Below are 22,524 nucleotides of genomic sequence, written 5' to 3' on the forward strand. Positions count from 1 at the left end.
GTTCTGACCTTATTGTTATTTTTAAGTTGATTGAATAATAGTGTAACCTTTTCATTACTATAATTAAAAAGGAACACCTTGTCGTGTCCCTTTTTCATATTGATTGGATTTAAAAAGTTTTAGCTGGATTGCTGTTTAAATGCCAGTATTTCATCACGGATCTCGCGCCATTCTTCACCCAGATCCAGTTCATCACCAATCTGGATGTTCGGGATGTTGCCGCGCATGCGTTCCAGGCGTTGCTGGTTCGGGAGGGGCAAATCTTCAATTCCTTCTAGTGCAATACATTGTGCTGCACGATCATTGCAGACCAGACCCATATCACAACCAGCTTTAAGGGCGGCCTGAATTCGGGCATCGGCATCACCTGCAACACAGGCAGCCTGCATGCTTAAATCATCCGAGAACAGGACACCGTCAAAGCCGAGCTCTTGACGTAAAACTTTCTGAATCCAGAATTCTGAGAATCCGGCTGGATTGGGATCTACCTGGCTATAGATGACATGAGCCGGCATCAGTGCATCCAGTTGTGATTGTAACTGGATAAAGGTTTGCATATCTTTTTGCTGAATCTCTGCATAGGAGCGCGTATCAATTGCTGCAGCAACATGCGAGTCTGCTTTAACAGAGCCATGACCGGGGAAATGTTTACCAGTTGAAGCCATACCGGCACGTTTCATACCTTTTAGAAATGCGCTGGCGAGTGGAATAATGTCCTGAATATTTTGGGCAAAGCTACGATCACCGATCACATCACTGATGTCATTCAGGTCCAGTACCGGTGCAAAGCTGAAATCAATTCCGACAGCCAGTACTTCAGTCGCCATCAGCCAGCCGCATTTTTCAGCCAGTTCAAGGGCACGCTGTGGATCGCTCGTATAAAGTTCGCCAAATTTCCCCATGGCAGGCAGCAGGGTAAAGCCTTGTCTTAAACGCTGTACACGACCGCCTTCCTGATCCACTGCAATTAAAATATCAGGACGCACCTGACGCATATGATCGGTCAAAGCACGGACTTGGGCGGGAGATTCGATATTGCGACCAAATAAAATCACTCCACCGACTTGCGGCGCACTTAATAGTTCAATATCTTCTTGAGTGAGGGTTGTGCCTGCGATGTCGAGCATCAATGCGCCAATCATATGCGGAATCCGTTTTAGAGTTTTCGGAGAAAACAATACCTGAATTCTGCAATGATTTGCTACACTTTGTCAGCACAGAATATGATAAAACTACACGACATAAACATATTAAGTTGTTTAAGATGCTGAATACGTTAAATTCTGGTCGAAAAGCAACACGGTCACATTGGTCTCTAGGCCAAGGAAGTACGAATTATTTATGAAATTTCAAACTATAGCTTGCGCAGTTGCGATTGCGACAGGTGGATTCTTTTTTACCCATGTAGTGAATGATGCGATTGCGGCCAATAGTAATGAAGTGGTCAGTAAAGCAATTCAGCCATCTCAAGAGCAGGCGCTGGTGTCACGTCAGCTGGCAACCCTGGTTGACCGTCAGCATTATTTAAATATGCGTCTGGATGCTCAGACTTCGCAGCGTATTTTTGATTTCTATATTGATAGTCTTGATCCGGAACACAGTCTGTTTCTGGCCCCAGAAGTTGAAAACTATAAGAAACGCTATGGTGCCAATTTTGGTGCCAATCTGAAAGCCGGCAACTTGTCTGGTCCTTATGAAATGCATGCGCAATATCAACAGCGCTTGCACCAGTTCTACACCTATATGTTGAATGAGCTGAAAAAACCGCAGAATCTGAATCAGCCAAATGTTTATATCGAAACGGATCGTGAGAAAGCGCCATTCTTTAAAACTGAGGCTGAACAGCGTGCGCACTGGTCAAAAATGCTGGTGTCACAGCTGATCAATCTGACCATCAGTAAAGAAGAGGAATTGGCCAAGCAGAAAGCGCTGAAAGCCAATCCGGAATTGGCCAATGGACAAGACCTGACTGGTCCTGAAGATCTAACGCCTGCGCAAACCTTGACCAAGCGTTATACCCGTCAACTGGAACGTCTCAGCCGCGTCAAAAGTGATGATGTGCTCGACAAGACACTGAACGCGATGATGCTGACTTATGATCCCCACAGTAATTACTTCCCGCCTGTGGATGCGATGGAGCTGAATCGTCAGACGACTTTACAGCTGGAAGGCGTCGGCGTATCGATTCGCCCGGAACGCGGCAATGAAGATTACACCAAAATTGAAACCATCGTTGAAGGTGGTCCGGCCAGCAAATCCGGTCAGGTCAAATCAGGGGATCGTATCATTGGTGTGGCCCAAGACGGCGAACAGATGGTCGATGTCATTGGCTGGCCAAGTAATGAAATTGTCGGTCTGATTCGTGGTAAACGTGGCACGAAAGTCACTTTACGCTTACTCGGTGCGGGTGCTGCCATGGGGCAGGCCCGTAATGTGACTATTACCCGTGACGTGATTCAGGAAGAAGATGCCGGTGTGCGTACACGTGTAGTCGACATTCAGCGCGATGGCAAGAAATATCAATATGGTGTGATCGAAATTCCGTCATTCTACCTGAACTATCGCGCACGCCGTGCCGGTACGGATTATCGTTCGGTATCCGAAGATACCAACAAAGCCTTGAAAGAGTTGGCAGCGAAGAATGTTGCCGGGATTATTGTTGATTTACGCAATAACCCGGGTGGTTCACTGGAAGAAGTGGCACGTATGCTAGGGCAAGTAATCAAGTCTGGCCCAGTGGTGCAGATCCGTGATGGCAATGGTAATGTCAGCGTCTTTGAAGATGATGATGGTGGTGCACAAACTTATGCGGGTCCATTGGCAGTGATGGTGAATCTGGCCTCTGCATCGGCCAGTGAAATTTACTCCGCTGCGATTCAGGATTATGAACGCGGGATTGTGATTGGCAGTACTACCACCGGTAAAGGTACAGCACAAGTACAATTGGATAGTCTGGCGCATGGTCAGGCGACATTGACGCAGCGTAAATTCTACCGTGTGACTGGTGGTAGTACCCAGAATAAAGGGGTCGTTCCGGACATTAAACTGGTCGATATTTATAACGAGGAGTTTGGTGAGCGTAAGGCCAAAAATGCCCTGCAGTGGGATACTATTCCAACGGCACCATTTAAACGCGAAGGTGCAGTACAGAAATACGTTCCTGAATTGGCTAAACTTTCTCAGCAACGGGTCACACTGGATTCTCAGTTCAAGTATTTAGAACAGCGTAAAGCCGTGATGAAGAAAGCTGAAGAAGAGAAACGTCAGGTACTGGACTTGCAACAGCGTAAAGCTGAGTTGATTGCCATGGAGCAAAAAACGCTGGACGCAGAAAACACTCGTCGTGCTGCAACAGGTCTGAAACCTTATCCAAACTGGGAAAGTTATCAGGCTTCACTGGATGCCTTGATTGAAACGCGTGCCAAGATGAAGGCCAAAGAACGTCCGGCTCTGCCTGAAGAAGAAGCGTTTGTGATTGAAGCGGCAAATGTGTTACTGGACTATGCCAAATTACAAGCAAAACCCTAAGTTTTAGCCTCATTGGTCGTTGATAAAAATAGCCTGTTTCGACAGGCTATTTTTTTATTTTGCAAATCTGCACGAAAGAACAAATAAAATTTTGCTATGAAGTGCCATCTGTCTAAATAAAAAGAAAAAAATTGTGATGGTGATCGAATAAATGAGCTAAAAAAATGAAGCTAAATATTTGCTTAAATTTGAAACACTTCTAATATATAAGTTGTATTTTATTTTTCTGTTGAGTCTTATTTTTGAGGCAATTCTCAACTTCAAAAGAAAGAAATATAAATTCTAAATTTTAGTTAAGACTGATGTTGTTGCAGACCAATTGGCTTGCATAGATGGTCAGTCTTGAGATTTTACTGAGCTCAAATTTGACCGGGTGAAAATGGAAATATCAGTGCAGAGCATAATAAAAATGATCACCGCTGGGGAACATTTTATATGATTGATATTCAGCATGATATTGGTCTGCTCATCGGGTCCGTTCTTTCTGCATTGGTTGCTTGCTATCTCATCGCACGGATTAAAAAATTTGCTTCAGGCGCTTTACAGCTAAACTTTAAAACCTTCAATTTAATGCTAACCGCCATGCTATTGGGCCTATTCATATGGTTGATCCATTTTATTGGGCTGACAGCAAGTTTTGTGCTGAATAAATATGAGATGGATTTGGGCCTGATGCTCCTGTCTGTTCTGGTGATATGCACTGCATCTATGTTTATCCTCTGGTTAAGTACCAGAAGTACCAGAAGTACCTGGTCATTTTTCCGGTCAGTTCTCGTATTAGGTGTGATCGCACTCAGCATCTTTGGCATGCACTCTATTAGCATGATGTCATTCAATTTTACTGCCGCCCATATGCAACAGTCACCGGAATTAGTTCAGGCACATGATCAGCTATTTCTGGCCATGATACTGATGAGTGGATTGCTGCTGGTAACGCTGATTTGTATCATCGTGTCCGAACTGCGTGTGGGATTACGCAACCGTCAGCTTGCATGGGCCAATCAACAAATTGAAAATCAGACCATTCAGGACAATCTGACCAAATTACCTAACCGTTTGTATCTGGCTGAATATGCAAATCTGCTGTTTTCAGGTCAGTCCGAACAGCAGCATGAAATTGCTTTTTTATATATCGATCTGGATCGTTTTAAAGCAGTCAATGATGTGTTTGGCCATCTGGTCGGCGATCAGTTGCTGATTCAATTGACCACGCGGATTCATCTGTTATTAGGCCATCATTCCAAGCTGCTCAGAATTGGTGGGGATGAATTTCTGCTGGTACTGGAAAACACATCTGTCGCCAAAGCTGCAAAAATGTCAGAACAGATTCTTGAACTGATTCAGGAAAGTTTCCTGATTGAAGGCAAGAGTATTCATATCTCGGGCAGTATTGGCATTGCCATGTATCCGGAACACGGCAAGAATTTACAGGATCTGCTGGTCAATGCTGATGCCGCCATGCTGAGTTCCAAGTATCAGGGGCGCAATACCTATTCAGTCTTTAATTATTCTACCGACCAGGATGAAAGCAAGAGCCAGAGTACCCTGATTAATGACCTATATAAAGCCGTGGAAGAGCAGCAGTTTGTGCTGTTTTATCAGCCCAAGTTTCGGACCAAAGACCGTAGCTTGTGTGGGGTAGAGGCATTAATTCGCTGGAACCATCCCCAGTTTGGTTTGCTCGGCCCGAATCTGTTTATCAATGCGGCTGAAAAAACCGGACTGATTATTCAAATGGGCTATTGTGCATTGGAGCTGGCCTGTCAGCAGATTCAAAAATGGCAACAGACACATACTGAATTTTTCCCTATCGCGGTCAATTTGTCTGCAGTACAATTTGAGCATAAGCATTTGTTTAGTACTTTAGAAAAGTTATTTGCACAATATAAAATCAGTCCTCAGCATTTAATGATCGAGATTACTGAATCGACTGCCATGCATCATATTGATGTGAGTATGCGCAGCTTTAAGCGCTTAAGACAAATGGGCATCCGTCTAGCCATTGATGATTTTGGTACAGGGCATTCCAGTTTTCTCTATTTAAAGAATTTCGCCGTAGATGAGTTAAAAATTGACCGGGAATTTATCAAAAATCTGGCAGTCGGCTCCAAAGAGGAAATGATTCTGGAAAGCATTATTCAGCTGGCCATAAAACTGGGCTTGGTGGTGACCGCCGAAGGTGTTGAAACAGAAGCGCAAGCAGAAATTTTAACCCGGCTCGGTTGTGAACAGTTACAAGGCTTTTTGCTGGGCTTGCCGGTAGATGAACAACGACTAGAAAACTTACAATTCCGTTAATAGCGCTCTAATTCATTGAGCGTCAGGATAGACAACATGGCTAACGGAACTCCACCCTGAAACTCTGCTACAATATCGCCAATTTTTTTCATATTGATCGAATTTGATCTCGAATGCTGTGCATTGAGCAGTAGGTGTATTTCATGAGCTTTAAGCAAGAACTGGCGGCACAAGTCGCCCAGCGACGTACGTTCGCTATTATTTCCCACCCCGATGCCGGTAAAACCACCATGACAGAAAAATTGCTGTTATGGGGTCAGGCTATTCAGGTGGCCGGGATGGTAAAAAGCCGTAAATCTGACCGGGCCGCAACATCGGACTGGATGGAAATGGAAAAAGAGCGTGGTATCTCGATTACAACCTCAGTGATGCAGTTCCCTTTCAAAGACAAGATGATCAATCTTCTGGACACCCCGGGACATGAAGACTTCTCGGAAGATACCTACCGTACCCTAACCGCGGTAGACTCGGCGCTGATGGTGATTGATGGTGCAAAAGGTGTCGAAGACCGAACCATTAAATTGATGGAAGTGTGTCGTATGCGCGATACCCCGATCATCTCATTCGTCAACAAAATGGACCGTGAAATCCGTGAACCGCTTGAGCTTCTGGATGAAATCGAAAACGTTCTGAAAATTAAATGTGTTCCGATCACCTGGCCGCTCGGTACTGGCCGTGATTTTGCCGGTGTATTCAATTTAATCGAAGAAAAATTCTACGTGTATAAAGCCGGTTTCGGTTCAGTCATTACCGAGATCGAAGTGCGAGATGGTTATGACTATCCTGATCTTCGTGAGAAAGTGGGTGAACTGGCTTGGGCGGCATTTGAAGAATCGCTGGAACTGGTACAAATGGCCAATGAGCCTTTAGATCGTGAAGAATTCCTGGCCGGTCGTCAAACGCCTGTGTTGTTCGGTACAGCCTTGGGTAACTTTGGTGTCGACCATGTTCTGGATGCCTTCAGTCAATATGCACCATCTCCTAAAGCCCATCCGACCCAAGATCGTGTTGTAGAAGCGGATGAAGAAGGCTTTACCGGTTTTGTCTTCAAGATTCAGGCCAATATGGATCCGAAACACCGTGACCGTATTGCCTTCATGCGGATCTGTTCAGGCAAGTATGAAAAAGGCTTGAAGATGAAGCATGTACGTTTGGATAAAGATGTGCGCATCAGCGATGCCTTAACTTTCCTGGCCGGTGATCGTCAGCATCTGGAAGAAGCTTGGCCGGGTGATATTATTGGTCTGCATAACCATGGCACCATCCAGATTGGCGATACATTTACCTCGGGTGAGAAACTTCAGTTTACCGGTATTCCGCACTTTGCGCCGGAAATGTTCCGTCGTGTCCGCTTGAAGGATCCATTAAAATCCAAGCAGTTGCAAAAAGGTCTGAAAGAACTTTCAGAAGAAGGCGCGACCCAGGTATTCATGCCGCAGAATAACAACGACCTGATCGTGGGTGCGGTGGGTGTGCTACAGTTTGAAGTGGTGGCTTACCGTCTGAAAGAAGAATACAAGGTTGATTGTGTTTACGAACCGGTCAGTATCAACACAGTGCGTTGGGTATCTTGTGATGACGAGAAGAAATTCAACGAATTCAAGAAAAAAGCCCATGACCAGTTGTCTGTCGATGGTGGAGGTCATTTGACTTATCTTGCACCAAGCCGGGTGAATTTACAGCTCATGCAAGAACGTTATCCGGACATCGTGTTCCACAATACGCGTGAACACTAAAATTTCAGGCTTCGCAGCTAAAGTTTAAAAATATCAAACAGCTTCTCCGGAAGCTGTTTTATTTTATGCTACATTTAAGCAATTAATAACTCGATAGATATAGCAAAGAGAATGAAGCTCAGCAAGGAAGTCGTCCTCGGTTCTGTGATTGGTTTAAGTCTTGTCCTGAGTGGCTGTGATCAAAGCGAAAAAGAGCCTGTTAATACTCCGCAAAATGAGAAAATGACCGCAGCTCAGCAGACCGCAGATGTTTTGCCTTATCTGAATATTCAAGAGCAGCCGGCTAAAATTGCCTTGCCATTTTGTGAAAATAAAAACTGTATCAATCTGGATATTCAGACCTTGCATACGGTTGATCCATGGATGAACCAATGGATTGAAAAGCAGCAGGCCAAAGTGATTCAGGATCAAATCGGCTTGAAACAGGACATGAATTTACAGCAGGCGATCAATGCCTATGTAAAAAAATCGGATGCGTGGCAGGCGCAGCTCAATCTGAACAAGGCTTATGAGTTATCGCTATATACCCGTATTCCTTACCAACGCAATCAATATGTATTGATGCAGATTGGGGTCGATACCAAACAGGAAAATGTCAGCGTGCATGAGCGCTATTATTTTTTTGTGGCTGATCGTCGCCAGCAGAAAATGCTGACCCCACTGGATATTATCGATCCTAAGCAACAGTTATTAATGGATCAGATTATTCAGCAAGCCTATGAGACATGGCTCAAAGAAAATGATCAGCAAGTGCAGCAGAAAGCGCCGAAAAAACTGTATTGGGGACAAGCTGACTGGTTTTTTGATCAGGAAGGTATTGGTCTGCATTTTCGCAGCCATGAAATTAGCAAAGACGCCAAACAACTGGATATTTATTTAACAAAACAACAAACACAACAGGTCTTGAAAGCTGATATCTATCAGCATATGTTTTAAAGCTCATGATCCTGCAAGCGTACAGGTTCCAAAAAGGTGAATGAATGCCAAAATACAAGAATATCTTTTGTCTATCCATCCTGGCATCAGCGATCTTGCTGAGTGCCTGTCAGCCGAAGAGTAATGAGCCGGAAGAATCAAGTGCTTCCGAGGTGCTACAAGCCGAAGCTGAAGCACTTAAACTCAGCGGCGATACCGAAAAGCTCAAGCTGGCGATTCCAGAATGTGAAGACAAAAGCTGTCCGGAAATTTCGATCGAACGTCTGAACAGTAATCAGAGCTTTATTGATGAATGGATCGACCAGCAGATTCTGCAACAGTTGAAAAATATCCTGTCTCTTGATGCGATTGAACCGGCAAAAGTGAGCGCTGCCAGCGAAGCAGACGTTGCCGCCTCTGAACCCAAAGCTGCTTTAGCAACAGTGGTGACACCAAAACAGCAGCTTGAGCAGCAAACTCAACCTTATATGCAGACTTTCTTGAATCTGGATAAAGAGCTCAAGGCCCTGAGTGCCAGTCATAGTATTAGCCTGATGATTAAGCCCAAGATTCTGCATTCGGGTGATCCTCTAGCGACAGTAGTTTTGAACAGCAGTTATTATCTGGGAGGCGCACACGGGGCATCTGCACAGACTTATTATAATTTTGATCTGGAACAGAAAAAGCTGATCAAGCTGGATGACATTATTGCGGTCAAACAGAAAGCCCAACTGGAAGCGCGTGCTTATGATGCGTTTAAAACCTGGGTGGTAGAGTCCAAGCTGGCCAAAGATGTCGCCGAATATGAACAGGCCTGGAAGTTCAAACTCACCGATAATTTCTATCTGGCTCAACAAGGTCTGGTCTTGCAATATGCCGAATATGAAATTGGGCCATATGTGGTTGGCTTGCCACGTTTAATGATTCCTTATGAGCAGCTACAAGGTGTACTAAAACCCGAATATCTGCCTCAAACTGAAAAAGCTGCCTCTGAGGCACAGCCAGCACCTGTTGCAAAAGCCAAATGACCTTAAAATTGTTTGATACGCATACCCATTTTGATGTTCCCGATTTTGATCCTGATCGGGAACAGTTGGCGTATGCGGCCAAAGCGGCAGGTGTCGAGCATCTGGTTTTAATTGGTTTTTTGCAAAACCGTTTTGCTGATCTGTTAGGAACTCACGACTTTATCAATGACCTGGAAAATGCACCGCAAAGTCATTTAGCACCGGGCTTGCATCCATTTTATATTGAACAGCATCAGACTGATCATTTACAGGAGCTGGAACAGCTGCTTAAAAATGAGCACTGTATTGCCATTGGTGAAATCGGACTGGATACCTTTTTTAAACAGCACAAACAGGCTGAAATTTTCCAGAAACAAAAAGATTTTTTTGCTGCACAGCTTGAACTGGCACAGCAATTCGATAAGCCGGTTTTGCTGCATATCCGTAAATCCCATGCGGAGGTTTTGCAGATTTTAAAACAGCAGCAGTTTAAACAGGGCGGCATTGCGCATGCCTTTGGTGGTGGGGTTGAGGAAGCCAAAGCCTTTATCAAACTGGGATTCAAACTGGGCATCACCGGGCAAATCACCAATCCAAATGCCAAAAAACTGCATCAAGTGGTGCAGTATGTCGGACCGGAACATCTGGTAGTAGAAACTGACTGTCCGGATATGACACCACTCTGTTGTCAAAGCTCGACCGAGCAACGTACCCGAAATACACCTGCAAATTTACCTTATGTGCTGCAAGGACTGGCAAAGAGTCTACATATGCACAAAGAGGAACTGGCTGAACAGCTCTGGCAAAATACTCATCAGGCCCTGCATCTGGCCATTTAAGTTAACGCTCTTAACTCGGTCTTAAATTCCCAGTTCATCATAAATAGAAAAAAAGGTGCATTATGCAATTTCTAAAATGCTCCAGACTTGGCATCATGCCATATACATTTTTTTAGGTGAGATTCACATGGCACAAGGACTTTTGGCGGGTAAGCGCTTCTTGATCGCGGGCATTGCGAGTAAATTATCGATTGCTTTTGGTATTGCTCAAGCATTGCATCGTGAAGGTGCTGAATTGGCTTTTACTTATCCAAATGAAAAGCTGAAAAAGCGGGTAGATGACTTTGCTGAACAGTTTGGTTCGAAACTGGTTTTTCCTTGTGATGTGGCAGTAGATGCTGAAATTGACTATGCATTTGCTGAACTGGCTAAACACTGGGATGGTCTGGACGGCGTAGTGCATTCTATCGGTTTTGCACCGGCACATACGCTAGATGGTGACTTCACCGAGATCACGGATCGTGAAGGCTTTAATATTGCACATGACATCAGTGCTTATAGCTTTATTGCAATGGCACGTGCGGCAAAACCTTTGCTGCAAGTCCGTCAAGGCTGTTTGCTGACATTGACCTATCAAGGTTCTGAGCGTGTAATGCCAAACTATAACGTGATGGGTATGGCCAAAGCCTCTTTAGAAGCAGGCGTACGTTATTTGGCGTCTAGCTTGGGTCAGGAAGGTATTCGTGTGAACGCGATCTCTGCGGGTCCAATCCGTACCTTGGCAGCTTCAGGTATTAAATCATTCCGTAAAATGCTTGACCTGAATGAGAAAGTTGCTCCATTAAAACGTAATGTGACGATTGAAGATGTCGGTAATGCTGCATTGTTCCTGTGCTCGCCATGGGCTAACGGGATTACTGGTGAAATCCTGTATGTTGATGCTGGTTTTAATACTGTTGGTATGAGCGCTGATTTGATGGCGGATGCGGAATAAATCCTATAAGTCCTCTCTCCCTCAGGGAAAGAGTTAGAGAGAGGGGAATGACTTCTTCCTCTGAGTGAGGAAATGATTAAAATCCCCCTCATTCCCCCTTTGATAAAGGGGGAGGCCACTCAAGGCAATAAAAAAGACCGCATAAGCGGTCTTTTTTAGATTTGAAGGATAGCGATTAAGCTTGACCATCCACAGCAGCGGCTTGCGCACGTTGCATATTGGCTTCAAATTCAGCATCGAAGTTGATTGGTGTAAGTAGCAACTGTGGGAAGCTGCCTTTAGTCACCATATCATTCACTGCTTCACGTAGGAACGGGAACAGGATGTTCGGACAGTATGCACCCAGGATATATGGAAGACGCTCTTCTTCAACGCCATCCACCAGGAAAATACCGGCTTGAGTCACATCAACGATAAACGCGGTATCACCTTCGTTGGTTGCTTGAACCACGACTTTCAAAGCTACTTCAAAATGAGTTTCATCAATTTTTTCTGCAGAAGAAGAAAGATTGATGTTTAACTCAGGTTGCCATTGCTTGGTAAAAACTTGCGCCCCAGGAACTTCAAAAGAAATATCTTTGGTGTAAATACGCTCTAATGCCAATTGTGGTTGAGCTTGTTGTTCTTCACTCATTTTTTGATCCTTAATATGAAGTGATAATTTTAGTAAGGTTAAGCCAGCAATTCATCAAGTTTGCCTTCACGCTCTAAAGCATAAAGTTGGTCAAAACCACCGATGAACTGATCATTAATAAAAATTTGTGGCACGGTACGGTGATTGGTACGCTGCATCAATTCAAGACGTACTTCAGGCGCTTCTTGAGACAAGTTAATCTCTTTATATGCCACACCCTTACGTTCCAGTAGCTGTTTTGCACGCACGCAATAAGGACACACTGTCGTCGAGTAAATAGTAACTTCAGCCATGATCAATCTCCTGTTCGTGGATTATTTGCTTTTCACCAAAGGTAAACCTTGAGCTTTCCAGTTGCTGACGCCGCCATCAAGACGGTAGGCATCGGCATGACCAACCTGCTGTAATGCAGTACCAGCCACCTGTCCAAGGTTACAAATGAACACCAAAGGGCGATCAGATGCTTTCAGCTCTTCAACATGTTTTGTAATCTGGCTATATGGAATATTACGGCTGCCGCTGATATGACCTTCACGGAAGTCTTTGGCATCACGTAAATCAATCAGCATGGCATTTTTTGCTTTGACTAAAATTCCCAGCGATTGCGGAGAAATTTTGCGACCGTTACGTTGACCTTCGATAATGAAGAACAAAACCACTAATACCGCGAGTGTTCCAAATAAGAAGGGGTGATTCCCCATAAACTCGAACCAACGTTCCACAATTCACCTAATTACAATTTTAAAATTGCCAAGAGTATAGCTCATAAATATGGTGATCAAAATCACCGCTTCAAGGGCCAAGGGTTAAGAAAATTAATTTTTTTGCTGTGCTTCAGTGATTTCGTCGATTAAACGTAAATAGCTGTCCAGTCGGCGCGGTAAAATTTCACCTGCGGCAGCAGCCTGACGCAAAGCACATTGTTTTTCATGCTTATGGGTACAGTTACGGAACTGACAATGGCCGAGCAGGTTTTCAATTTCAGGAAAGCCGCTTTGTACCTTATCTAAAGTCAGATGCCACAGGCCAAATTCACGAATTCCCGGAGAGTCAATCAGGGCGGCACCTTCACCAAAACCGATCAAGCGCGTTGATGTCGTAGTGTGCTGACCAAGTGCCGAGTTTTCCGAAATAATATTGGTTTTCTGTGCGGCATCCGGCACGATCGCATTAATCAGCGTGCTTTTACCCACACCAGATTGACCGACGAAAGCCACCGTTTCATTTTCCAGACGATTAGACAGTGCAGTCAGGTCGCCATCGGATTGGGTCTGCATCACTTCATAACCGAGATCTTGATATTCTTGCAGCAGAGTCAGAATCGGATCGTTTTCTTTTAACAAATCGGCTTTATTCATCACCAGCAATGCAGGAATATCGGCATCGGCACAGGCCACCAGATAACGGTCGATCAGGCCCGGCGCTGGCTCAGGCAATGGTGCAAACACGATCACAATCAGTGAAATGTTGGCCGCTACCGGTTTAACCTTGTGATAGCGGTCGGGGCGTGTCAATAAGGATTTTCGGGGATGAATCGCGGTGATAATTCCTAAACCGGTATTCGGATCGGCTTGCCATTTGACCCGGTCACCCGTGACCAATAAATCCAGATTGGTTCGAGTATGACAGCGCCAGACGCTGTCCAGTTCAATCTCTTTCCAGAAAGGTTCAGGCTCACCATCGGCGACCACAGGTTTTTCAGGGTGAATGTCAGGGCGAGACAAAGCTTGCACTTCAAGTTGGCGGCCATAATGTTGCACCACTAAACCTTCAAGATCACTGGAGGTATCGAGATCTTCTTGACGTGTTTTCTGTTGTTTCTGAATGCGGCGCTGTTGTTGCTCTGTCAGACGACGCTTACGTATTAAGGCCATTCATATCCTAAAAAAACCGGGTAAATCAGATGGCAAAAATAGCATGAAGCAGCCCCCGAATGACACCCAAGATGTAATTAATTTGCTACTATAGTTGTTTTTAAACCCAATAAGATTGCACATTTATGAGCAGCACCGCTGATACCCGCCTGATTTGGATTGACCTTGAAATGACAGGTCTAGACACAGACAATGATCAAATTATTGAAATTGCAACAATTGTAACCGATGACAATTTGAATATTTTGGCAGAAGGTCCTGTGCTTGCGGTACATCAGCCTACACGTCTGTTAAATGCCATGGATGAGTGGAACACTCGCCAGCATGGCCAGTCTGGTCTGATTGAACGTGTACGTCGCAGTAAACTGACCGCTCAGGATGCCGAACAGCAAACTATTGAATTCCTGAAAAAATGGGTCAATCCAAAATCTTCACCGATGTGTGGTAACTCGATCTGTCAGGATCGCCGTTTCTTGCACCGCCTGATGCCTGAACTGGAGCAGTATTTCCATTACCGTAATCTGGATGTATCTTCAGTGAAAGAACTGGCCAAACGCTGGCGCCCGGAAATCATGAGCGGTCTCAAGAAAAATGCCTCGCATCTGGCGATGGATGACATTCGTGATTCGATTGCGGAATTGAAATACTATCGTGAATATTTTTTCATCATGAATAAAGATTAATTCCGATAGATGAAAAAGAGGCGAAAGCCTCTTTTTTTATTTTACTGAACTGGATTTTTTCTAGTGTAAAACTGCTCCATGCTTTCAAAGCCTACCCACAAGAGTAATAACACAATCAGATGATTCTGTGTTTCATAACGATCGAAAATAACTAAGCCAAATAATCCTAAAGTCATTAAACGAATGAGAATGCTGAGATAATAATTTTTGTTCTTTTGGCTGATCAGAACATAAAAATAAAGCCCGATACAAACAATGTTCAAACCCAAAAGGGTGTTAAATAGCATGACATTCCACTCCTTTTGGCCAAATGACATAGAATTAATTTGTTGATATTTTAATCAATCGCGAGTCGGTTGTCGCTCTCATCCAATCTGAATGTCATTTAAATCGATCAAAAATTTAGTGGCGGTAAAGAAAAGCGGATTTTGCTAAAATGATCCGGTATTTTTATTGCTATAGATGACCTATGACTGACCTGCTTCAAGATGATGAATATGACCGCCGTTTTGCTGGTGTTGCCAAAATTTATGGAGAAGACAGCTTTAACCATTATGAAAAAAGTCATGTGATGGTGATTGGTATCGGTGGTGTCGGTTCATGGGCGGTAGAAGCACTGGCACGTAGCGGTGTGGGCGAGCTGACCTTGGTCGATATGGATGTGGTGGCCGCGTCTAATATTAACCGTCAATTGCCTGCCATGAGTACGACATTAGGTCACGAAAAAATTGAAGTTATGGCCGAGCGTTGCCGTGCAATTAATCCACGGATTAAAATCAATCTAATTGATGATTATCTGACGCCTGAGAATATCAAAGAAATTTTAGCTCCGACACCGGATCTGATTTTAGATTGCATCGATGATGTCAAAGCCAAATTTGCCCTGATGCTACATTGTCGCTTTAACAAGATTCCTTTAATTGTATCGGGCGGGGCAGGTGGCAAACTGGATCCACTGAAAATTCGTGTTGCAGATTTATCTAAAACCGAACAGGACCCGATGCTGGCCAAATTGCGTGCCCAGTTACGTGCTAAAGGCATCTGTAAAAAGCCCAAAGAAAAATTCGGCATTACCTGTGTCTATTCAATTGATAATCCATTCTCCAGTGCCGATGTCTGCGCCAGTGCCGGCTTGCGCTGTGGGGGGTATGGCTCTGCCGTGGTGGTGACTTCGAGCTTTGCCATGGTTGCCGTGGCAGAAGGTTTGAAAAAGCTCGATAGTAAAAGAGCAAAAGCCTGATTTAAAAAATAAAAAGCACAATCTATGTGCTTTTTTTAAACTGGCGTTTAGAATGAAAGGATTCATTCGCAGAACAAAAATAATGTTTTGGAGCAGCTATGTGGTTCTTGCTGGTACTGATTTTGGGGATAGGGGCGTTAGCGATCTGGATGTGGAAACGTCCCGATCCGGTGAAACGTGATCAGGCGAAGGCTGTACAACATGATTTATGGATTGAGCAGATTGATGCTCAACTGAAACATGCAGCACGTTTGAGTTCAGATCCAGAACATCCGAATTATGAACGTGCCTATCAGATTTATCAGGGGCTGGCCCAGCAACAGGAAATTCCACAAGCTTATGTAGGCATGGGCCTGATGCATCTGCAAGGTCTGGGACATGAGCAGAATACCGAAAAGGCGATTAGTTATCTAGAAAAAGCCTTTCGTCTGGGCAGTGATGATGCAGCCTATCATTTGGGGCAGATTCATGAAGGGGAGGCGTATCAACAGGCTGACCCGGAAAAAGCTTTGTATTGGTACCGACATGCGGTAGCACGTGGCAATCTGGATGCCCAGTACCGCATCACTGAACTTTCTTCGACCGAAGACCATCAAAATGAGACCGCTGCAGAGACACAGCGTCTGGCCTTGTTAATACAAAATGCCGGGCAGGGTCATGCCAATTCGCAGTATCAGCTGGCTCAATATTATTTAACAGATTCAGCGACCCAGGATTTAGTGCAAGGAATTCATTATCTGTTTCTGGCGGCGCAACAAGATCATTTGGCTGCCAATCAGCAGATTGCGAACTCTTATGCGCGTGGCCAGATTCTGCCTCAAGACCTGAAGCAATCGCTGCAATTTATTAAACGCTGTATCAGTCTCGGTGACCAGAAAGGTCTCTATGATTATTATGCCGGTGTGCTACAGGGCCGTATCGATACCGACCAGCGTCAGCGCGTGTTCCAGCATTTATTACAGCAGTCCAAAGAACACGCCGATGCACACGCTAAGACCTTAATCGGGCTGGCCTATTTTCATGGCTGGTATGTTGATAAAAATGAAACCATGGCATTTCGTTACTGGGCGGAAGCGGCCAACAGTCAGCATGCGCCTGCCTTATGTATGATTGCTGCGCTGTATTTTGAACAGCACCTGGTGGCCAACGAACCGCAAAAAGCATTTGAGTTATATCAGGCTGCCTATCAGCTTAGTCCTGACGATGTGTCTGCACGGATGGGGCTGGCACTGTGTTATTTAAATGGTGTCGGTACAGTAAAAGACATTGCCAAAGCCACACAAATGATTCAGAACGCGGCACAGCAGTATTGGCAGATTGAAGCTCAATCTGAAGCGGATTTAATTTATAGCGTTGGCCGGTTTTATAGTCTGGTTGAATACCCTTTACCGACACGCGACAAAGCTATCCAGTACCTGAATCAGGCGGTTGCAAAAGGTTCGAAAGAGGCGGCATGGTTCCTGTACCAAGCTCTGTCAGGCATTTATCCTGTGTTTATCAATAATGCAGAGCTGGCCAATCGCTATCTGCATCAGGCTGCGCAATTGGGTCATGCCCAGGCACAAGCAGAATTGGGCTTGAAGTATCTTCAAGGGCAACAGATTGCGCAGGATATTGCCTTAGGCTTGAGCTATCTGCAAAAAGCAGCCGCTCAGCAGAATGGTGTGGCGCTAAATGCTCTGGGTGAATCCTATGAGCAAGGTCAAGGTGTTGAGAGTAATATTGAGCAAGCCGTACAGTATTATCAGCAGGCGGCAGCGCAGGTGAATGCAGATGCCTATAGTCATCTTGGACGTTTATATACCAAAGGCATTGGCGTGGCGCGTGATATCGGGATTGCACGGGACTGGCTGGAAAAAGGCAGTTTGCTCGGACATGAGCGATCGATTGAATTATTGAAAAATGTGAATGCATATTTGCAAATGAAATAAACTGACCCAAATAATATGAACTAAAAAACCGCTGTCTGTCAGCGGTTTTTTATGGATTAAGCTTTGTTAAGGCAATTCACGGATAGGACTACCACCCAATGCCTGCATCAAGGTGACATAGGCATTGTACTGGTTCTGTCGGGTTTGCACCAAAGACAGTCGTGCATTGCGCGTAGTTTCCTGTGCATCCAGCAGGTTCTTTAAAGCGACTGCACCATTACGATAACGCACTTCAGTCAAGCGTTCAGTTCTTTCGGCCAACTCAACATTGCGTTGCTGCAAAGCCACCTGCTTAGTGAGCTCAGTCCGATTCGACAAGGCATTTTCCACATCGGCAAAGGCTTCATACATGGTCTGGCGATACTGGATAATGGCTTTTTCATATTCCAGCTCATTGACTTGTAGATCACGTTTCATGTCATTCCATTGCAGGAAAGGCAAAGTCAGACCAGCACCTAAAGTTGCAATCGGATTTTTCAGGGCATTCGAGAGGGAAGTACTGCTGCCAATACCGGTGGTCAGATTACCGGTCAAACTAATGGATGGATAGTAGCTGGCTTTGTTGGCATCTTTATTGGCTAGTGCCTTACGCAAGCGCAGTTCAGTCGCTCGAAGGTCAGGGCGACGTGACAACAAACTCGCCGGTAAGTCAGCCTGAATACTCGGCAATTGAATATTCGGTAAACGGCTTGGCTCTTGAATCGCGAGCTGTTGAACCGGCATGTGCAGCAATACCGCGAGTCCGGTACGTGTTTCCACACGTTGCTGTTCAATCTGGCTTAAAGTCGCCTGTTGACTTTGAATTGCCTGTTCCGCCTGGGTTAAATCCAGACCGGATACTGCGCCGGCACGATATTGCACCCGCACCAGATCATAGGTTTTTTGCGCGGTCGCCAGATTTTGCTGTACCACACTATAACGTTCATTCAGATAAGCCAGTTGCCAGTACAATTGTGCCGTGGTGCCAATCAGGCTTTGTGCGGTTGCCTGCAAGTCTTCTTCAGAGGCCAGTGCTTCCCAGCGTGCCGCTTCAGTCTGATTGGCCAGTTTGCCAAACAGATCCAGTTCATAGCTTAAACCCGGATAATTAATCCCAAAACTCGATGAACTATCACCATCTTCTAAATCAAAACTTCTACGTGTTGTCAGTCCGGCATCACCGACACGAACGCCTTGCTGACTTTGAGCTTGTCTGGCTTGAATACGGGCCTGTTGTAAACTGATGCCGGCCACTGCCAGATCGGTATTCTGCGCCAATACTTCATTCACCAAATTATTTAATTGCGGATCTTTAAATAAAGTCCACCATTGATCTGCCAAAATATCGGCATGAATCTGCTGACTAAGCACCTTATTGTTTTGAAAGCTACCCGGCATATTGATCGCAGGCTGTTGATAGGGGGTTTTCACCACTGCGGCACAACCGACCAGCGAGCTTCCCAGCAACAGGGCACTGGCAAGCTTGGTTAAATTCATTTGCATATCAGATTCCTTATTCGCGAGAGAGCGCATCGACTGGATTCAGACGAGCAGCGTTACGTGCCGGGATAAAGCCAAACACAATCCCGATCAGGCTTGAGCAGACAAAGGCCGCTACAATCGAAGTGGTTGAATACGCCATCTGGAAAGTACCGCCGGCAAAATGGGTAATTAATTGGCCAATCCCGAGAGAAAGCAGCACACCCAAAATACCACCCAAGATACAGACCAGAACGGCTTCAATCAGGAATTGCTGCAAAATATCACTTTGACGGGCACCCACTGCCATACGCACACCAATTTCCTGAGTACGTTCGGTTACCGATACCAGCATGATATTCATTACGCCAATCCCGCCGACCACCAGTGAAATTACCGCAATTGCTGAAATCAGCAGAGTCATGGTCGCCGTGGTTTGCTGAATGGTTTCACGAATACTGTCGGCATTCTGGGTAAACACATCCTGCGCGCCATGTCGCTGTACCAGCAAATTCAAAATCGCATTTTCAGCCGCCGCACTTGGGTATTCATCCTTAATCCGCACAATGATGCTACGCACATTGGATTGCCCCAGCATACGGCTCATGACGGTGGAATACGGCAGATAGACATTCAGGCTGTCATTATTGCCCATCATGCCTTTTTGCGCGTCAATCACCCCGATAATCCGGCTCGGTACGCTCCCGAGTAAAATCACCTGACCCACCGGATTGGTGCCATCCTTAAAGAAGGTGTTTTTGGTATTGGTGTCAATGACGACATCTTGCGCCTGTTGCATGACGCTACTGCGGTCAAAAGGCTGACCGGACTGGAAAGTCATGCCACGCACGTAGAAGAAATCTTCACTGACGCCGTTGACCGTAGTTGAAGCTTCGATTTCTTTATAACGGCCGGTGACACTGCTATTCACCGATGGGCTGACGCCATCGACATACGGTTGTTCAGCTAGCGCATCGGCATCGGCCGGAATCAGGGTTTTGGACTGTGAAGATCTGGAATTATCCCCAAAGCCTCGACCCTGAAATACGGTAATGGTATTGGTCCCCAGACTGCTGATATTTTCCAGAATCTGCTTTTGTGAGCCATTACCGAGTGCCACCACCGAGACCACCGAAGCAATACCGATAATGATTCCGAGCATGGTGAGGAAAGTCCGCATGCGATGTGCATTCATGGCCAGCAAGGCCATCCGGAAGGCTTCACCCAGACGGTCAACTGCAGAACGCCATGAAGAAATCTTCTTTTGTTCACTGCGGATCAGCGGCTGTTTTTCCAGATGCTCTTCGACTTCAGGAACATTGGGCTGGTCGGAAATGATATTACCGTCTGAAATCTCGATAATCCGGGTCGCATTTTTCGCTACATTATGATCATGCGTGACCAGAATGATGGTATGACCTTTGGCATTCAGTTCACGCAAAATACGCATCACTTCAATACCGCTGTTCTTGTCCAATGCACCTGTCGGTTCATCGGCCAGAATCACGTCACCGCCATTCATTAGCGCACGGGCAATCGAAACCCGTTGCTGCTGACCACCAGAGAGCTGGCTCGGACGGTTCTGGGTTTTTTCACCCAGACCGAGATCAGTCAGAATCTTGACGGCTCGCGCATGCCGTTCAGATGAATCCGCACCGGCATAAATCGCAGGGACTTCGACATTGCCTGCTGCATTTAAATCGCCCAGCAGATGATAACGCTGAAAAATAAAGCCGAAATATTCACGGCGTAATTGCGCCAGTTCATCCGCTTCCAGTTCCCGGGTTTCACGGCCTTTGACCTTGTAGCTACCCGTGGTCGGTTTGTCCAGACAACCCAGAATGTTCATCAGGGTCGATTTACCGGAACCGGACTGACCGACAATCGCCACCAGTTCACCCGGATAAATCTCTAGATTCACCCCTTTTAAAATCTGGACCGTGCTTTCACCCGCAGGGAATTCACGAACCAGATTTTTCACCTCGAGGAGAGGCTGTTGTTGTGAATTCATGCTTACATTCTCATTGGGCCACGGCTATTGCCACCGCGTTTTGCTGCATCATTGGAGGTGTCAGAACCATCGGCAATCACCACCTGATCACCACGTTTTAAACCTTTCAGCACTTGCGCAGTCGCGCGGTTATTCAAACCGATTAATACAGGGGTTGGTTTTGCAGTACCATCGGCTTGCAAGACACGAACCATGCCACGTTGTGCTTTACCTTGCTCAATCAATGCAAGTTCTGCTTCAGACAGGTTTAGACGCGCTGGACGTTCACCGGCAGGGCGATTGCCTTGAGCCGATTCAGCTTCAGGACGTGATGCCGGACTGCCTTCACCGCGAGAACCCTCACCACGCGCTTCACCACGATTGGCACGTGGCGGACGGTTTGAACCTTGAATGGCCGCAGCAGGAATGGTCAGCACATTTTTGGCTTCATCCAGTACGATATAAACTTGTGCAGTCATATCAATACGTAATTTTCCATCTTCATTCGGTACATCGAACAATGCGTTGTAATACACCGCAGAACTTGACGATGAGCTTGAGGTATTGCTATCGGTATTAATTGAATTGGGTGCAGGCTCAACCTGACGTAGTTTGGCGTAAATCTTTTTCTCATTATTGCCTAACGTAGTGAAATAAACCGTCTGACCTTCTTCAACTTTCATGACATCCGCTTCAGAAATTTCAGCTTTAATGGTCATGGTGTCGAGTTTGGCCAGTTTAACAATGGTCGGCGCACTCTGGTTGGCATTCACGGTTTGACCTTCTTCAGTCACAATCGCCACAATCGTGCCATCCATCGGGGCTACAATCTGGGTATAGCCAAGATCTTCTTTGGCAGTCGCCAGCGTCAAACGCGACTGTTCAATCTGTGCATTGATAGCGGTGATATCCGCTTGCGCCGTTTTATAGTTCGCAAATGCCGATTCCAGCTCTGAGCGAGAAGTGGCATCCTGTGCATACATGGCTTTCTGACGGTTGTATTCAGCTTCAACTTTGGCCAAATTCGCCTGTCTTACTGCAAGTTGTGCCATCTGATTTTTAATGCTGGCTTCAGCGGTTTTTAAATCATTTTCCTGACGAACGGAGTCAATCCGCGCAATCAGCTGACCTTGCTTGACCTGATCGCCCAGTTCTACATACATTTTTCTGACCTGACCCGAAACCTGCGCCCCCACGCTGACCATCTTGGTCGCTTCCAGAATACCAGTCGCCAGTACAGAGCTTTCGATATCGCCTTGGGTGACTTCAGCCGTAATATATTGCGGAGGCTGTTCTTTGGGTTTGAGGAAGTACCACCCCGCAGCGATGAGCGCAATGGCAATCACGGCGGCCATAATCAATTTCGTCGGTTTTATTTTTGGCATGATCAATATCGGTTCAAAATCAGAGAATTGTGAACGATTATAAAAGCGAAATTAGGATAAATCGTGTATTTT

Annotated in this window: 19 protein-coding genes; 10 read left to right on the plus strand and 9 right to left on the minus strand. The window is 45.6% G+C overall.

Features of this window, described 5'->3' with window-relative positions; translation table 11 throughout:
• Positions 1 to 119 precede the first annotated feature (119 nt).
• On the minus strand, positions 120 to 1,142 hold the full coding sequence (gene nagZ, locus ACP7AK_RS06400; protein WP_425879151.1) for a beta-N-acetylhexosaminidase: 1,023 nt from the start codon (positions 1,140 to 1,142) through the stop codon (positions 120 to 122).
• Between the two features lie 199 nt (positions 1,143 to 1,341).
• Between nagZ and ACP7AK_RS06405 the strand changes: the two genes are divergently transcribed.
• The 7 genes from ACP7AK_RS06405 to ACP7AK_RS06435 all read left to right on the plus strand — a co-directional run bounded on the left by ACP7AK_RS06405 (position 1,342) and on the right by ACP7AK_RS06435 (position 11,257).
• Complete coding sequence (locus ACP7AK_RS06405; protein WP_005245962.1) at positions 1,342 to 3,528, plus strand: carboxy terminal-processing peptidase; 2,187 nt, start codon at positions 1,342 to 1,344, stop codon at positions 3,526 to 3,528.
• A gap of 435 nt (positions 3,529 to 3,963) precedes the next feature.
• Positions 3,964 to 5,826, plus strand: a complete 1,863-nt coding sequence (locus ACP7AK_RS06410; RefSeq protein WP_425879154.1) for a putative bifunctional diguanylate cyclase/phosphodiesterase — start codon at positions 3,964 to 3,966, stop codon at positions 5,824 to 5,826.
• A gap of 143 nt (positions 5,827 to 5,969) precedes the next feature.
• Entirely contained in the window at positions 5,970 to 7,562 is a 1,593-nt protein-coding gene (locus tag ACP7AK_RS06415; protein WP_004647433.1) for a peptide chain release factor 3, read from the plus strand.
• 111 nt (positions 7,563 to 7,673) lie between these two features.
• Positions 7,674 to 8,498: a hypothetical protein gene (locus ACP7AK_RS06420; RefSeq protein WP_004647434.1), complete on the plus strand. Its 825-nt coding sequence runs from the start codon at positions 7,674 to 7,676 to the stop codon at positions 8,496 to 8,498.
• Between the two features lie 44 nt (positions 8,499 to 8,542).
• Positions 8,543 to 9,505, plus strand: coding sequence for an RsiV family protein (locus ACP7AK_RS06425; RefSeq protein ID WP_425879156.1), 963 nt, complete (start codon positions 8,543 to 8,545; stop codon positions 9,503 to 9,505).
• Positions 9,502 to 10,323, plus strand: coding sequence for a TatD family hydrolase (locus tag ACP7AK_RS06430; RefSeq protein ID WP_138743099.1), 822 nt, complete (start codon positions 9,502 to 9,504; stop codon positions 10,321 to 10,323). Before ACP7AK_RS06425 ends, ACP7AK_RS06430 begins: the two co-directional genes overlap by 4 nt.
• 127 nt (positions 10,324 to 10,450) lie before the next feature.
• Positions 10,451 to 11,257 carry an enoyl-ACP reductase FabI gene (locus ACP7AK_RS06435; RefSeq protein WP_180181437.1) on the plus strand — a complete coding sequence of 269 codons (807 nt, stop codon included), beginning with the start codon at positions 10,451 to 10,453 and terminating at the stop codon, positions 11,255 to 11,257.
• Positions 11,258 to 11,432: 175 nt separating this feature from the next.
• On the opposite strand, the gene secB is transcribed toward ACP7AK_RS06435, so the two are convergent.
• From secB to rsgA, 4 genes are all read right to left on the minus strand, one after another.
• Entirely contained in the window at positions 11,433 to 11,891 is a 459-nt protein-coding gene (gene secB, locus ACP7AK_RS06440) for a protein-export chaperone SecB (protein ID WP_004647439.1), read from the minus strand.
• Positions 11,892 to 11,929: 38 nt separating this feature from the next.
• Complete coding sequence (gene grxC, locus ACP7AK_RS06445; RefSeq protein ID WP_004278388.1) at positions 11,930 to 12,184, minus strand: glutaredoxin 3; 255 nt, start codon at positions 12,182 to 12,184, stop codon at positions 11,930 to 11,932.
• A gap of 21 nt (positions 12,185 to 12,205) precedes the next feature.
• Entirely contained in the window at positions 12,206 to 12,613 is a 408-nt protein-coding gene (locus ACP7AK_RS06450) for a rhodanese-like domain-containing protein (protein WP_004278386.1), read from the minus strand.
• Positions 12,614 to 12,706: 93 nt separating this feature from the next.
• Positions 12,707 to 13,765, minus strand: coding sequence for a ribosome small subunit-dependent GTPase A (gene rsgA / locus ACP7AK_RS06455; RefSeq protein ID WP_005103207.1), 1,059 nt, complete (start codon positions 13,763 to 13,765; stop codon positions 12,707 to 12,709).
• Positions 13,766 to 13,890: 125 nt separating this feature from the next.
• On the opposite strand from rsgA, the gene orn reads away from it, so the two are divergent.
• Positions 13,891 to 14,448 carry an oligoribonuclease gene (gene orn / locus ACP7AK_RS06460; protein ID WP_425879160.1) on the plus strand — a complete coding sequence of 186 codons (558 nt, stop codon included), beginning with the start codon at positions 13,891 to 13,893 and terminating at the stop codon, positions 14,446 to 14,448.
• A gap of 41 nt (positions 14,449 to 14,489) precedes the next feature.
• Here orn and ACP7AK_RS06465 read toward each other — a convergent pair whose 3' ends face one another.
• On the minus strand, positions 14,490 to 14,735 hold the full coding sequence (locus ACP7AK_RS06465) for a hypothetical protein (RefSeq protein ID WP_005107898.1): 246 nt from the start codon (positions 14,733 to 14,735) through the stop codon (positions 14,490 to 14,492).
• Positions 14,736 to 14,917: 182 nt separating this feature from the next.
• Here ACP7AK_RS06465 and ACP7AK_RS06470 point away from each other — a divergent pair, with 182 nt between their 5' ends.
• Complete coding sequence (locus tag ACP7AK_RS06470; RefSeq protein ID WP_005103214.1) at positions 14,918 to 15,688, plus strand: tRNA threonylcarbamoyladenosine dehydratase; 771 nt, start codon at positions 14,918 to 14,920, stop codon at positions 15,686 to 15,688.
• 98 nt (positions 15,689 to 15,786) lie between these two features.
• The gene (locus ACP7AK_RS06475; RefSeq protein WP_005261812.1) at positions 15,787 to 17,619 is read left to right on the plus strand and encodes a tetratricopeptide repeat protein; all 1,833 of its coding nucleotides are present in this window, start codon (positions 15,787 to 15,789) and stop codon (positions 17,617 to 17,619) included.
• Between the two features lie 66 nt (positions 17,620 to 17,685).
• Here the strand turns inward: ACP7AK_RS06475 and ACP7AK_RS06480 are convergent, their stop codons facing one another.
• Genes ACP7AK_RS06480 through ACP7AK_RS06490 form a run of 3 tightly spaced genes read right to left on the minus strand, consistent with a single transcriptional unit; the run spans position 17,686 to position 22,452 of the window.
• Positions 17,686 to 19,101 (minus strand): efflux transporter outer membrane subunit, encoded by a 1,416-nt coding sequence (locus tag ACP7AK_RS06480; protein WP_425879163.1) that lies wholly within the window; start codon positions 19,099 to 19,101, stop codon positions 17,686 to 17,688.
• A gap of 10 nt (positions 19,102 to 19,111) precedes the next feature.
• Complete coding sequence (locus ACP7AK_RS06485; protein WP_044109938.1) at positions 19,112 to 21,088, minus strand: MacB family efflux pump subunit; 1,977 nt, start codon at positions 21,086 to 21,088, stop codon at positions 19,112 to 19,114.
• Positions 21,089 to 21,090: 2 nt separating this feature from the next.
• The gene (locus tag ACP7AK_RS06490; RefSeq protein WP_004733071.1) at positions 21,091 to 22,452 is read right to left on the minus strand and encodes a MacA family efflux pump subunit; all 1,362 of its coding nucleotides are present in this window, start codon (positions 22,450 to 22,452) and stop codon (positions 21,091 to 21,093) included.
• Positions 22,453 to 22,524 lie beyond the last annotated feature (72 nt).

Source organism: Acinetobacter sp. TWP2-2-3 (assembly GCF_049896445.1).
GTDB lineage: Bacteria > Pseudomonadota > Gammaproteobacteria > Pseudomonadales > Moraxellaceae > Acinetobacter.